General features: G+C 65.6%; 7 protein-coding genes and 3 pseudogenes. 6 read left to right on the forward strand and 4 right to left on the reverse strand.

The window, feature by feature from the left end; translation table 11 throughout:
- Positions 1 to 21 precede the first annotated feature (21 nt).
- A pseudogene (locus tag FFI87_RS33140) lies at positions 22 to 1,299 on the forward strand (MFS transporter).
- A gap of 74 nt (positions 1,300 to 1,373) precedes the next feature.
- On the opposite strand, the gene FFI87_RS33145 reads toward FFI87_RS33140, so the two are convergent.
- The 4 genes and pseudogenes from FFI87_RS33145 to FFI87_RS33160 all read right to left on the reverse strand — a co-directional run.
- A complete protein-coding gene (locus FFI87_RS33145; protein WP_138850607.1) occupies positions 1,374 to 2,153 on the reverse strand; it encodes a GNAT family N-acetyltransferase in 780 nt (259 codons plus the stop codon).
- A gap of 150 nt (positions 2,154 to 2,303) precedes the next feature.
- Complete coding sequence (locus tag FFI87_RS33150) at positions 2,304 to 5,825, reverse strand: pyruvate carboxylase (RefSeq protein ID WP_138850608.1); 3,522 nt, start codon at positions 5,823 to 5,825, stop codon at positions 2,304 to 2,306.
- A gap of 314 nt (positions 5,826 to 6,139) precedes the next feature.
- Positions 6,140 to 6,571 (reverse strand): annotated as a pseudogene (locus tag FFI87_RS33155) (LysR substrate-binding domain-containing protein); the annotation flags it as partial.
- Positions 6,565 to 6,842 (reverse strand): annotated as a pseudogene (locus tag FFI87_RS33160) (aldehyde dehydrogenase family protein); the annotation flags it as partial. The pseudogenes FFI87_RS33160 and FFI87_RS33155, both read right to left, overlap by 7 nt.
- Positions 6,843 to 7,809: 967 nt before the next feature.
- Here FFI87_RS33160 and FFI87_RS33170 point away from each other — a divergent pair.
- Genes FFI87_RS33170 through FFI87_RS33190 form a run of 5 tightly spaced genes read left to right on the forward strand, consistent with a single transcriptional unit; the run spans position 7,810 to position 13,353 of the window.
- The gene (locus tag FFI87_RS33170) at positions 7,810 to 9,465 is read left to right on the forward strand and encodes an AMP-binding protein (protein WP_138850882.1); all 1,656 of its coding nucleotides are present in this window, start codon (positions 7,810 to 7,812) and stop codon (positions 9,463 to 9,465) included.
- Positions 9,462 to 10,349 (forward strand): hypothetical protein, encoded by an 888-nt coding sequence (locus FFI87_RS33175; protein WP_138850610.1) that lies wholly within the window; start codon positions 9,462 to 9,464, stop codon positions 10,347 to 10,349. Before FFI87_RS33170 ends, FFI87_RS33175 begins: the two co-directional genes overlap by 4 nt.
- Positions 10,349 to 11,455, forward strand: a complete 1,107-nt coding sequence (locus tag FFI87_RS33180; RefSeq protein ID WP_138850611.1) for a 3-oxoacyl-ACP synthase III family protein — start codon at positions 10,349 to 10,351, stop codon at positions 11,453 to 11,455. Before FFI87_RS33175 ends, FFI87_RS33180 begins: the two co-directional genes overlap by 1 nt.
- Entirely contained in the window at positions 11,452 to 12,450 is a 999-nt protein-coding gene (locus FFI87_RS33185; RefSeq protein WP_138850612.1) for a ketoacyl-ACP synthase III, read from the forward strand. The genes FFI87_RS33180 and FFI87_RS33185 overlap by 4 nt, the downstream gene beginning before the upstream one ends.
- Positions 12,451 to 12,456: 6 nt before the next feature.
- Positions 12,457 to 13,353, forward strand: a complete 897-nt coding sequence (locus FFI87_RS33190; RefSeq protein WP_012371921.1) for an MBL fold metallo-hydrolase — start codon at positions 12,457 to 12,459, stop codon at positions 13,351 to 13,353.
- Positions 13,354 to 13,427: the final 74 nt, after the last annotated feature.

A 13,427-nucleotide genomic window follows, 5' to 3' on the forward strand; every position in this document is an offset into this window, starting at 1 on the left:
TCCCACTCAGCGAACAACACGATGACGCCAACAAGAAATGCCGAGGAAGTCTCGCTCCGAGCCGGATCCGGCTCGTCCTGGTACGCGGAACTCGATCCCGCCGGCAAGCGCGCGTTCAAGGCGTCGTTCGCCGGCTGAGCGACCGATGCGTTCGACTTCATGGTGTTCAGCTTCGTGCTGGCTTCGCTGATCGACCTGTGGGGCCTCGATCGCGGCAAGGCCGGCCTGTTGAGCACCGTGACGCTGATTTTCTCGTCGGTGGGCGGCTGGATTGCCGGCATCCTCGCGGATCGCTACGGACGGGTCAAGGTACTGCAAGGCACGATCCTGTGGTTCTCGGTCTGCACGCTCGCGATCGGCTTCGCGCAGAACTTCGAGCAGATCTTCGTGCTTCGCGCGCTGCAAGGGCTCGGGTTCGGCGGCGAATGGGCGGTGGGCGCCGTGCTGATCGGCGAGATCGTCGCGCCCGCACATCGCGGCAAGGCGGTCGGGCTGGTACAAAGCGGCTGGGCGATCGGCTGGGGTTGCGCGGCGATTCTCTACAGCATTGCGTTTTCCGTCCTGCCCGAGTCGCTGGCGTGGCGCAGCCTGTTCTGGGTGGGCATCGTGCCTGCCCTGCTCGTGCTCTACATCCGCAAGCACGTGCCGGAGCCCGACGTGTTCGTGCAGGCGGACGCCGCCCGGAAACACGGCGCGAGCCAGCCGTCGGTGTGGGCGATCTTCTCGCGTTCGCAGGTGCGCCGCACGGTCCTCGCCGCGCTGCTGTGCACGGGCATCCAGGGCGGCTTCTATGCGATGTCGACCTGGCTGCCGGCGTTCCTCAAGATCGAGCGACACCTGTCCGTGCTCAACACGAGCGCTTATCTGTTCGTGATCATCGTGGGGTCGTTCTGCGGATATGTCGTCGGCGCGTACCTTTCCGACCTCTGGGGACGCCGGCGCAACTTCATGCTGTTTTCCGCGCTGTCGCTCGTGTCGGTGTGTCTGTACCTCACATTGCCGCTGTCGAATGCGCAGATGCTGTGGCTCGGCTTTCCGCTGGGCTTTTCTTCATGCGGGATCTTCAGCGGGGTCGGCGCCTACCTGACGGAACTGTATCCGTCGAACTTCCGCGCGAATGCGCAAAGCTTCACGTACAACTTCGGGCGCGGAATTGGCGCGCTGTTCCCGAGCCTCGTCGGGATGCTGAGCCATTCGCTTGGCCTGGCGCTGGCCATCGCGATCTTTTCGGGCGCGGCCTATGGCGTGGTGCTGTTGGCGGTGCTCCTGTTGCCGGAGACGAAAGCGCGATCGCTTTGATGGTCGGCGAGGGAATGAGCGCCGTTCAACGCGCGGACGACGCGAGCGACCCCACGTGCGTGCGCCCGCGTCATTCAGCCACCGCTGTACACCTGCCACTCCTCACCGGTGGTAAAGCCCATCGACTCGTACACGTGGCGGCCTGCCGGCGTGCAATGCAGAAACGCGGTATGCGCGCCGGTCTCGAACGCGGCATCCAGTACCGCCTGAGTCGCGGCCCGCGCGTAGCCTCGTCGCCGATAGGCCGGTAGCGTCGACACATTGAATACGCCGACCTGAGCGTTGCGCACGACGCCGAACGAGGTCGCGACCGGCACCCCGTCGACCTCCACCCAAAAGCCCATCATGCCGTCGGCCTCCAGCACGGCCGGCGCGCTCAGTCTTCGAAATACGCCCTCCGGCGCCTCATAGCCCGCGGCAAGCGCGCCGTTGTATCGTTCGCTGTCCTCTGCGGTGACGCGCCGCACGACCACGTGCCCGTCGCTGCTCGCCGGCGCGGCGGTGCGCGCTAGCCGCTTCGTCATGAACGGCAACGGGACGCGTTGTGTCAGGCCATGATCGTCCGCGATGCGCGCGATCTCGTCGGCGTGCGTGCTCGCGTCGCGGGTCTGAATGCTCCACGGCACTGCGCACGTGCTGAACGCGTCGGAAAGCAGCCTGATTTCGTCGACATCGGGCCGACGCGTCATGCTGACAACTGCGTTCAGCACGGACACGGGCGCGCCGCTGTAGAACGCCTTCGTGCCATGCGCGCCGCGTTCCACGAAGCCGCCATTCTGCAAGCGGCAAAACGCGTCGATCGACGCGTGCCACGCGGCCACGGAAGCATCCAGCAGTTCGGTCGGAGAGGTCATTTCGGTCCTGAACAAGGTCGGTGGCTGATATCCATCGACAACACTCGAGCAAACCGATTCATTCCGTGCCGGCGAGCGGATGCCATGTGCGACACGTGCCGCGAGCCCGGCGCGTCGCGATTCCCGGCACGGTCAGCATCACGGCAACCCTCACTGCGTCGGATCTTTCAACTCGATCAGCAGATCCTTCGCCGCGACCCGCTCACCCGGCTTCACATGCACGGCCGCGATCTCGCAGTCGCGCTCCGCCGCGATGTGGGTTTCCATCTTCATCGCCTCGAGCGCGAGCAGCGTCGTGCCGGCCGTCACGCGCTGCCCGGGCTGCACGGCGACCGTCACTACCGAGCCCGGCATCGGCGCGGCGACATGCAGCGGATTCGCCGGGTCGGCACGCTGCAAGCCATGGCGCTCCTTGCCCGCCTGCACGACCGTCTTCTGCTCGACCAGCGCGGAACGCGACTGGCCGTTCAGCTCGAACAGCACCTTCACGATGCCGTCCTGCGCATCGGCATGCTGGCCCTGCAGCGACACGAGCAGCGTCTTGCCCGGCTCGATGTCGATCGCCACTTCCTCCTGCGGCTGCAGCCCGTACAGGAACGCCGGCGTCGGCACGACCGACGTGTCGCTGTACGCGCGAACGTGCGCGTAGTAGTCGACCGTCTGCTTCGGATACATCAGGTACGACGCCAGTTGCCGGTCGTCGAGCGGCTGCTCGCATGCAGCCTCGGCCTGCGTGCGTACCGCGTCGAGATCGACCGGCGGAATCTGGTCGCCGGGACGATACGGCGCCGGCGGCTCGCTCTTCAGCACCTTGCGCGACAGCTCCGCCGGAAAGCCGTCGGGCGGGAAGCCCAGCTCGCCCTTGAACAGCGACACGACCGACTCGGGGAACGCGAGGTCCTTGTCCGGGTTGCGCACGTCGTCCACGCTCAGGTCGTTCGCGACCATCATCAGCGCCATGTCGCCGACCACCTTCGACGTCGGCGTGACCTTCACGATGTCGCCGAACAGGCGGTTCACGTCCGCATACGCGCGCGACACCTCGGTCCAGCGATGATCGATGCCGAGCGAGCGTGCCTGCTCGCGCAGGTTCGTGTACTGGCCGCCGGGCATCTCGTGCCGATAGACGTCGGCCGTGCCCGCGCGGATCTCCGATTCGAACGGCGCGTAGTAGCGGCGCACGCCTTCCCAATACATCGACGCTTCGTGCAGGCGGTCCGCGTCGAGCCCCGGATCGCGCTCGCCGCCGGCCAGCGCGGCCGCGATGCTCGACAGGTTCGGCTGCGACGTGAGGCCGCTCATCGCGTCGAGTGCGCCGTCCACCGCGTCGCAGCCTGCTTCGACCGCCGCGAGCACCGACGCCGCGGCGATCCCGCTCGTGTCATGCGTATGGAAATGCACGGGCAGCCCGGTTTCCTCCTTGAGCGCCTTCACGAGCGTCGCGACCGCCTTCGGGCGGCAGATGCCGGCCATGTCCTTGATCCCGAGCACATGCACGCCGGCCTGCTGCAACTCGCGCGCGATGCCGACGTAATACTTGAGGTCGTATTTCGAACGCGACGTGTCGAACAGGTCGCCGGTGTAGCAGATCGCGCCTTCGCACAGCATTCCGCTTTCGCCGACCGCATCGATCGCCACGCGCATGTTGCGCACCCAGTTCAGCGAGTCGAATACGCGGAACACGTCGACGCCGGCGCTTGCGGCCTGCTGCACGAAGAAGCGCACGACGTTGTCCGCGTAGTTCGTGTAGCCGACCGCATTCGAGCCGCGCAGCAGCATCTGGAACAGGATGTTCGGCACGCGCTCGCGCAGCAGCGCGAGGCGCTCCCACGGGTCTTCCTTCAGGAACCGCAGCGCGACGTCGAACGTCGCGCCGCCCCAGCATTCGAGCGAGAACAGTTGCGACAGCTCGCGCGCGTAGAACGGCGCGATCGGCAGCATGTCGGCGGTGCGCATGCGCGTCGCGAACAGCGACTGGTGCGCGTCGCGCATCGTCGTGTCGGTCAAGAGCACCTGCTTCTGATCGAGCATCCAGCGCGCGAATTTCTCGGGACCAATCTCACGCAAGCGATCGCGCGTGCCCGCAGGAATCGCCACGGCCGTATCGATCTTCGGCAACACCGGCTTCGGCAACGGCAGTGCCGGCAGCGTGCGGCCGCTCATCTCGGCGTTTCCGTTCACGTTCAGCTCGCCGAGATAGCGCAGCAGCTTCGTCGCGCGATCGCCGCGCTTCGCGAATGCGAGCAGCTCCGGCGTCTTGTCGATGAAGCGCGTCGTCACTTCGCCCGCGATGAAGGCCGGATGGTTGATCACGTTCTCGAGGAACTGCAGGTTCGACGTGACGCCGCGAATCCGGAACTCGCGCAGCGCGCGATCCATCCGGTGGATCGATTCGGCCGCCGTCGGCGCCCACGTCGTCACCTTCACGAGCAGCGAGTCGTAGTACGGCGTGATCACCGCGCCGCCGTAGGCCGTGCCGGCATCGAGCCGCACGCCGAAGCCCGCCGCGCTGCGGTACGCGGTGAGCCGCCCATAATCGGGCAGGAAGTCGTTCTCCGGATCCTCGGTCGTGATCCGGCATTGCAGCGCGTTGCCGTTCAGCGGAATCGCCTGCTGTTCCGGCACGCCGGCCGCGCGCGCGACGAGCGCGCCGCCGGCGTCCGTCGCGTCCTCCGCCAGGCCGATCCGCCCGCCTTCGGTGATGCGGATCTGCGCCTTCACGATATCGATTCCGGTGACCATCTCCGTTACCGTGTGCTCGACCTGGATGCGCGGATTCACCTCGATGAAGTAGAACTGGCCGGTGTCGGCATCCATCAGGAATTCAACGGTACCGGCATGCGTGTAGCCCACGGCGCGCATCAGGCGCAGCGCGGATTCGCACAGCGCGTGCCGGCTTTCGCGATCGAGATACGGCGCCGGTGCGCGTTCGACGACCTTCTGGTTGCGCCGCTGCACCGTGCAATCGCGCTCGTACAGATGCACGACCGTGCCGTGCAGATCGCCGAGCACCTGCACCTCCACGTGTCGCGCATTGCGCACGAGCTTCTCGACATACACCTCGTCGTTGCCGAATGCGGCCAATGCCTCACGGCGCGCGACGGGCAGCAGCGTTTCGAGATCCTGCGCATTTTCGAGCACGCGCATCCCGCGCCCGCCGCCGCCCCAGCTCGCCTTCAGCATCAGCGGATAGCCGACTTCCGCGGCGAGTACCTTGCACGCGTCGAAGTCGTCCGGCAGCGGCGCGGTCGCGGGCATCACGGGCACGCCGGCGGCGATCGCCGCATTGCGCGCGGTCACCTTGTTGCCGAGCGTGCGCATCACGTCGGGCGATGGGCCGATCCAGCGGATGCCGGCGTCGATCACGGCCTGAGCGAAGTCGGGGTTCTCGGACAGGAAGCCGTAGCCGGGATGGATCGCATCGACCTTCGCCTGCCGCGCGACGCGCAGGATGTCGTCGATGTCGAGATACGCGGCGAGCGGCTTCTTGCCCTCGCCGATCAGGTAGCTCTCGTCCGCCTTGAAGCGATGCAGCGCCAGGCGGTCTTCCTTCGAATAGATCGCGACCGTGCGGATGTTCAGCTCGGCGGCGGCACGCATCACGCGTATCGAGATTTCCGAGCGGTTCGCGATCAGGATGGACTGGATGGGGGTAAGCATCACGGCAGCCATGGATAGTGAAGGGTTGAGTTGAACGCGCCGATGTGCCGTCCGCCACGCGCACGACGTGCACGCGTCGCCGGTTGTGGCATCGTCCCGGCTTTCGCCAGCCAACATGTTCGCCATATCGCACGACAGCCGCTATCGACATCGCGACGGCGAATAGCATCCAGCCGACCAGCAGGAAATAAGGGACCGGCTGGCGGGCCGCTCGACCGGCCGGTTCACTTCATCCGGAAAGGCCGCTCAACTAATGGACATCGATCGAGAGCATCGCTCGTCGATGCAAACGGCACGCCCCATCGAATACCCGACGGACCGGTCGGTCATTGCTCGACTTCGACGCCGGCATCGAGCCAGCCGCGCATCATCACGCCGACCTCGTCGTTCAGCCACTGCCGGAACTGCTGATATTCGGGCCGCGACTGCGCATTCCGGTGCGTGATCAGATAGTGATGTCGATCGCGAAACACCAGCACGTCCTGCACCGGCCGCATCAGGATGCCCTGGTCGATCTGCCGGTGCACGAGGTGATGCCAGCCCAGCAGCGTGCCCTCGCCGGCCTCGGCCTGCGCGACGAGCAGCCGGTAGTCGTTGCTTTCCAGATACTTGTTCTCGGTCAGCGTGTCGGTGCCGTCGCCCTGCTGGAACCAGTTGCGCCACACGCGCCAGTCGACGTGCTCGCACACCTGCGCGCGGCCGAGCATCGACAGGTTCAGGGTCGGACGCGACAGCAGGTCCAGCGGCTTCAGCCGCCGAACGGCGTCGACAGTCGCCTTCGCCGAAGCAGTTCACCGTGACCGTGCCCGCGCGAATCCGCGCGGCGACCTTGTGCGCGCTGTTCACGTTGTCGGTCCACAGCGACGCGGCCAGCCCGTAGCACGTATCGTTGGCGATCCGCACCGAATCGTCGACGTCGTCGTATTCGATGACGCAGACGACCGGCCCGAACACCTCGTCGCGCGCGATGCTCATCTCCGGCGTTACCTGACCGAAGATCGTCGGTTCGACAAACCGGCCGCCCGTGTCGGCGAGGATCAGAACGCGGCCGCGACGGCCTGTTCCGCCACCGCATCGAGGTTCGCGACGTGATGTGCTGCATGGACTGCATGAACTGCGTGCACCGCACACCGCACGGCCGCCGGCATCGGGCGAAGTGCGTCGCCGGTGGCGCGGCTTTACTGCTGCAGCCAGGCCTTCAGCTTCTCTGGATGTGCATCGACGAACTTCTTCGTGGCCGTCGCGTAGTCATTTACCGGTGCTTGACAGCCAGGATGTGCTCGAATCCTCGAACCGAGACATTCCGATTTCTCACTTAAAATAAAATATTCGTTAATACAATTACGCAAATCCATATGGGCGCAATCCGATACCCCGGCGCCCGAACCCGTGATTTTCCATCCAGATCGACTCAAGCCCCGCTGCTCCTGAGAGCGCGCGGATCTTTCGCCTTTTGCGCGGGGCATTCCACTTCGTGACGCGATGCTCGTTTCGCCTTGGTGAACTTCCTGACGCTTTATTCAGTGCTCCGACAACCAGACTCCACCGAAGTCAACAAATCGCAAGATGGTTAACCGAAATCGATTAATTCAATAAAACGTCGGTGCTTAATGGAATCGATTTCAACAAATAATTCCAATCACCCCCTCGTATGACCGTTTACTTTCCAAGTTTACTTCCGCTAAGCTTACGGCACACTTTTTAAACCCACCAAATCGATCGACGAATTCCCAACCTTCAAGCAATCCGCACTAAATAGCTCGATTATTGTTTATTTTCAAAATCAAATGAGACGGAATCAATCCATAAACACCGGCAAGCCATCATGTGATTGACCGGCCTCTCCGTGCGTCGCTCGTCGACATGTGCCTGCCGCGCCGACGCCGTCTCTTTGGCATCGCGATTCAGGTTGGGCGGGCCGGGCCCGATCATCTGGCCCGGCCCGCGCCGCACCGCTATCGCGAACTTCAAACTCACACTCTTGCGAGCGCTGACGATGGATGACTTTTGCCGCGCGAACTTGCCCCCTGCCGAAGATTGGCCAACGTTTGTCTTTGAGTTGCCGGGGCTGCAGTTTCCGCCGTTTCTCAATTGCGCCGCCGCGCTGCTGGATACCGCAGTCGAAGAACGAGGCTGGGGCGATCGCATTGCGATCAAGACCGAGTCGGGCATCGCGTGGTCGTATCGCGAATTGCGCGATGCCGGCAACCGGATCGCCAACATGCTGGTCAGCGATGCGGGCCTGGTGGCCGGCAATCGAGTGCTGTTACACGGCACCAATCACCCGATGCTTGCCGCCGCGTGGTTCGGCGTGGTCAAGGCCGGTGGCGTGGCCGTCGCGACGATGCCGAAGCTGCGCGCGGGAGAGCTGTCGACCATCATCGGACGAGCCCGGGTCACGCACGTCATCTGCGAAGCCGGTCTGTCGACCGAGCTCGACGGCGCGATGGCGAGCGTGCAGTGGCGCGGCGAAGTTCGACGCTACGAGACGGACGACACGCATCCGCACGCGCGCTGGCTCGGTGGCTATTCAGCGGAATTCGCGGCCGCCGACACGCGCGCGGACGATCCTTGCCTCATCGCGTTCACATCGGGGACGACCGGGGAACCGAAGGCAACCGTCCATTTTCATCGCGACGTGATGGCGGCCTGCCACTGCTTTCCGGCGCACGTGCTCCGGCCCACGGCCGATGACGTCTTCTGCGGATCGCCGCCGCTCGCGTTCACGTTCGGGCTCGGCGCGCTGCTGCTGTTTCCGATCAGTGTCGGCGCGAGCGTCGTGCTGTTGCCGAAAGCGAGCCCGGAACGGCTGCTGGCCGCCGTCGACCGGCACCGGGTCAGCATCCTGTTTACGGCACCGGCGGCCTATCGGTCCATGCTCGACCATCTCGACAGGCATGACGTGTCGTCCCTGCGCAAATGCGTGTCGGCGGGCGAGGCGCTCCCGTCGTGGACGCGCGACGCATGGCAGGAGCGCACCGGCCTGCACCTGATCGACGGAATCGGGTCGACCGAGATGCTGCATATCTTCGCGTCGACAGGCGACACCGGCGCGAAGGACGGCGCGATCGGCAAGGCGGTGCCCGGTTACCGCCTTGCCGTCGTGGACGAGCACGGCCGATGCCTGCCACCCTACGAAATCGGCTATCTGGCCGTGCAGGGGCCGACCGGGTGCCGCTACCTGAATGACACGCGGCAACGCGACTACGTGAAGCACGGCTGGAACCTGACGGGCGACAGCGCCTACCTGGACGAGGACGGCTATCTGTTCTATCAGGCGCGCGCGGACGACATGATCATCAGCTCCGGCTACACGGTGTCTCCCGGCGAGGTGGAGCAGGCGCTGCTGCGCCATCCCGATATCGCCGAATGCGGCGTCGTCGGCCAGATCGACGAACGAGGCGGCACGCTCATCTGCGCGCACGTGGTGCTGCGACCTGGCGTCGACGGCTCGGAAGCGTTGACGATGCAACTGCAGCAGCACGTCAAGAGCGTGATTGCGCCGTACAAATGTCCGCATCGTATTGCCTACCACGCCTGCAGTTTGCCGCGCAACGAATCGGGCAAATTGCGTCGCGCCGTGCTCCGGCAGGCGGGTCATGGCGTGACGCGTCCCCTGAATCAAGCAGTCCAGAACGAACACACCCTATGAAAATTCTCGGAGCCGCTGTGGCCATCCCGGACTCGGCGACCACGGCGCAATCCTGCGCCAACGATTACGCGATCAAGGCAGCCAGGCAGGCGCTGCTGCAAGCCGGTTGCCTGCCGTCGGAACTGGATCTGATCGTCAGCCTGTCGATTTCTCCCAGCCGGATGGCGGACGCACCGACGATCGCCGGGCCGCGGCTGGCGCACCCGGTGCAGCGCGACCTGCGTGCGCGACATGCGGCCGTGTTCGATCTGCTCGACGCGGACTGGACGCTCGCACTCGATCTCGCGCAAAGCCATTGCAAACAGCTCGGCTATCGACGCGCGCTCGTCGTTCGCGCGGAGGCGCTCGCGGACGTCGAACAGGTGGCCACGAGCGGCTTCGCCGACGGCGCGGGGGCGATCGTCCTGACGCCTGCCGGCCATGACCGAGTTTATGCCAGCCGCTACGCGGACCTCGAGTCGCCCCCGTTCGCGACGCTCGACGCGCTTCCCGCCCGGCGCGTGAACGGCATCCTGTCACTGGCCCGCTTCGAGAGCCGGTTCGATCACGCAACCGGTCGATTCGACGCCGAACCGGCCAATGCGGCCACCGCGCTGCGCGCGATGGTCGACGCGGTGCAGAGCCGCATCGACCGGCGCGTCGCCACGCTATTTTGCGAATCCTGGTTGAGTGGATGGCCATCGATCGTCACCGGCGTGGGTCGCGATTTCCACGTCGATGTCGTCTCCGGTTCGACGGACATCCCGAACCCGTTCCAGTTGCCCGCGTGGCTCGCGTCCCGCGTCGCACATTCGAGGTCGTTGCGTGACGATGAACATACGGTGGTCGCCATGACGCTGGATCCGTTCAGGCCGCGCATCGCCTGCAGCACGATGGAGATCTGATGGTGCACAACGTCCGAATCGCAAGTCTGGCGTGCCGCCTGCCGGCACGCCAGGTACCCAACGACGATCCCGTCTTCGCGGGCGTCGAACCCATTCCGTCGGAATGGTGGCAATTCTGGGGCATCGAATCGCGCTACATGATCGATCCCGATGCCGGCGAATCCGAGCTTGCGCTGGCCGAGCGCACGGCCCGCGACGCACTCGCCCGTGCCGGCGTGGAGGCCGCCGAACTCGATCTGGTGCTGTTCAACATGACGTCGCCGTTCGTCTCGCTCGCCGACGGCCGGCGCCGTTTCGCGCCGCGGCTGGCGCGTGCGCTGCGCGACAGGCTCGGCGCCACGCGCGCGCTCGATGCCGATGTCGAGATGGAATGCGCGAGTTTCGTGCTGCAACTGCAGATCGCCACCAACCTCATCAAGCAGGGACGGGTGAAGCGCGCCCTGGTGTGCTCGTCGGAGCGCATGTCGGCCGTGGTCGACTACACCAGTAAATCGTCGACGAACTTCGGCGATGGCGCGGCCGCGGCCGTGCTCGTCGCCGAGCCGGCCGATCCCGATGGCGCCGATTGGCTGGATGCCGCGTATCACAGCGATGCAACCCGCTACGACCTCGTGACGATGCAGTGGCGCAATGCGCGGGCGGCGGCAGACGACGCGGCAACCGACGCCGACAACCCGTTCGGCGTGTATTTCACGCTCAAGCCCGAAGCGCAGGAGGCGATCTCGCGTTTCATGCCGGTGGCCATTCCCGACATCGTCGAGCGGCTGTTGCACCGGAGCGGAACGGGCATCGCCGACATCGACGCGATGGTGTTCCATCAGCCGTCGGCGCTGCTCGTGCGCGCATGGGCGCAGCGGCTCGGGCTCAAGCCCGACCAATACGTGATTCGCGTGGCCGATTGTGCGTGCCTCGTGTCGGCCGCCGTGCCGTTTGCGCTGTACGAGTCGATCCGGGAAGGCGTGATCCGGCCAGGATCGTTGGTCGTGATTGCCGGCGCAGGCGCCGGCTGGGGCTTCGGCGCGCAATTGTGGCGCTGGGGCGAAACCGTCGTGACGGATGCGGGCGATGCCGTCGCCGCCGTGACGGAGCAGGAGGTGCGGACATGACCGCCAGACTCGTCATCGCCGGGATGGGCCACGCACTGCCGGACCGGATCGTCAGCAACGACGAAGTCGCCGGCATGATCGACACCAGCGACGCGTTCATTCGCGAACGAACCGGCGTCGTGGCGCGACGCTATCTTGCCCCCGATCAGCATCTGGCGGATCTCGCGTGCCCGGCCGCGGAACGGGCGATGGCCGACGCCGGCGTCACGGCGCGCGACGTCGATCTGCTGATCGTCAATACGCTGTCGCCGGATCACCACGATCCGTCGCAAGCGTGCTACATCCAGCCCCGGCTCGGATTGCGGGAAATTCCGTGCTTCGATATCCGCGCGCAGTGCAGCGGCGGGCTCTACGGAATCGAGATCGCGCGCCACTTCCTCGCGAGCGGCCTGTATCGCAACGTGCTGCTGATCTGCGCCGAAGCCCTGTCGCGGCGGATCGACTCCAGCAATGCCGGCCGCAATCTGTCGATCCTGCTGAGCGACGGCGCCGCCGCGCTGCTGCTGCAAGCGACGGACCACCCGGCGCACGGGCTGATCGACCTGACGCTCGGCGCCGACGGCACCCAGTTCGACCTGCTCAGCACGGAAGCGCCCGGCGCGCGACGCCCACGCTTCATCGACGCGGACGACATCGCGGCCGGCCGGCACCATTTCCGGATGAAAGGCAGGCCGATGTTCGAAGACGCCACGCGGCGCATCGTCGACGCGTGCCGGCAAATGCTCGACAAGCACCGGCTGACGATGTCGGACATCGGCCTGGTCGTGCCGCACCAGCCGAACCTGCGCATCCTCGACGCGGTCATCGGGCAACTCGGGCTGCCCCGCGAGCGGTGCATGATTTCCGTCGATCAGCTGGGCAACATGGCGAGCGCGGCGTTTCCAGTCGCGCTGGCCATCGCACGCGAGCGGGGCCGCATGCCGGCCGGGCAGCTCAACCTCTTCGTGACCTACGGCGCGGGCGCGACATGGGCCTGTGCGCTCTATCGGAGCTGAACGAACATGCTGAACGCTTCCCCGGGGTGGATCGATCAGCGGCTGGCCCTCGTCGGCACGGCCGACGTGCCGCTGTACGTGATCGTCAACGACGAGGCCGCGACGCTGATCGAGGGTGGCCTGAGCGGCATGACGGAGCTCGTGTGGCAGCAGCTTCACGACCTGCTGCGGGACTTTGGCGGCATCCGGCATTTGCGCTACTGGCTGATCACCCACTCGCACTATGACCATTGCAGCCTGCTGATGACGCTCAAGTCGCGCATGCCGTGGCTCCATGTATCCGGTTCTCCCGACGCGTTCGATGCGTTCCAGAGCCCGTCGGCCTGCCGAACCATCCGTCAGCTCGACGCGCAAGCGTCACGGTCGTGGGATCCCGCCGTCGGCGTCGATTTCACCGAGTTGTCCGACCTGCCGTTCTACCCGGTCAATCCGGACACGCAGCTCGACATCGGCGACGGGATGCAGATTCGCACGATCGCGCTGCCGGGCCACAGCCGTTGCCAGTTCGGCTACTACTGCCCGCAGCTGGACATCGGTTTCGTGTCGGATGCGCTCGGCGAATTTCAGGGCGCCACCAGCTGGCTGCCGCTGGTCTTTCAGGACCTGTTTGCGTATCGGCACACGCTGGACGTCATCGAGCAACTGCAGGCGCCGCGGCTCGCATTGGGACATCACGGCATCCTCACCGGCGAGCTTGCCCGATCGGCCGTGCGGCATGCACGTGCGTGCCTCGATGCGCGCGAGGCCGACGCACGCGCGGTTCGCGGCAACGCCACCGCCACGCACGAACTGGCCCACCACTGGACTGCGCGTTATGCGGCAAGGAGCGAACGGGTGGTGCCGCATTTCCTGCACCTCAAAAGCATGATGCACATGATCGATCTGTTCCATCGCGCCGAATAGCCTCCTACGGATTCCCGCCGCAGCAACGCATGGGCGCCGGCCGGCGTCAGGCCGCTGCTCGCTGTTTTCATTCC

Origin of the sequence: Burkholderia sp. KBS0801 (genome assembly GCF_005937855.2) — a bacterium.
GTDB lineage: Bacteria > Pseudomonadota > Gammaproteobacteria > Burkholderiales > Burkholderiaceae > Burkholderia > Burkholderia ambifaria.

Coding starts and splice junctions, on each gene's coding strand:
- FFI87_RS33145 (WP_138850607.1), bottom strand. CDS start 2,153: ATGACCTCTCCGACCGAACTGCTGGATGCTTCCGTGGCCGCGTGGCAC.
- FFI87_RS33150 (WP_138850608.1), bottom strand. CDS start 5,825: ATGGCTGCCGTGATGCTTACCCCCATCCAGTCCATCCTGATCGCGAAC.
- FFI87_RS33170 (WP_138850882.1), top strand. CDS start 7,810: ATGGATGACTTTTGCCGCGCGAACTTGCCCCCTGCCGAAGATTGGCCA.
- FFI87_RS33175 (WP_138850610.1), top strand. CDS start 9,462: ATGAAAATTCTCGGAGCCGCTGTGGCCATCCCGGACTCGGCGACCACG.
- FFI87_RS33180 (WP_138850611.1), top strand. CDS start 10,349: ATGGTGCACAACGTCCGAATCGCAAGTCTGGCGTGCCGCCTGCCGGCA.
- FFI87_RS33185 (WP_138850612.1), top strand. CDS start 11,452: ATGACCGCCAGACTCGTCATCGCCGGGATGGGCCACGCACTGCCGGAC.
- FFI87_RS33190 (WP_012371921.1), top strand. CDS start 12,457: ATGCTGAACGCTTCCCCGGGGTGGATCGATCAGCGGCTGGCCCTCGTC.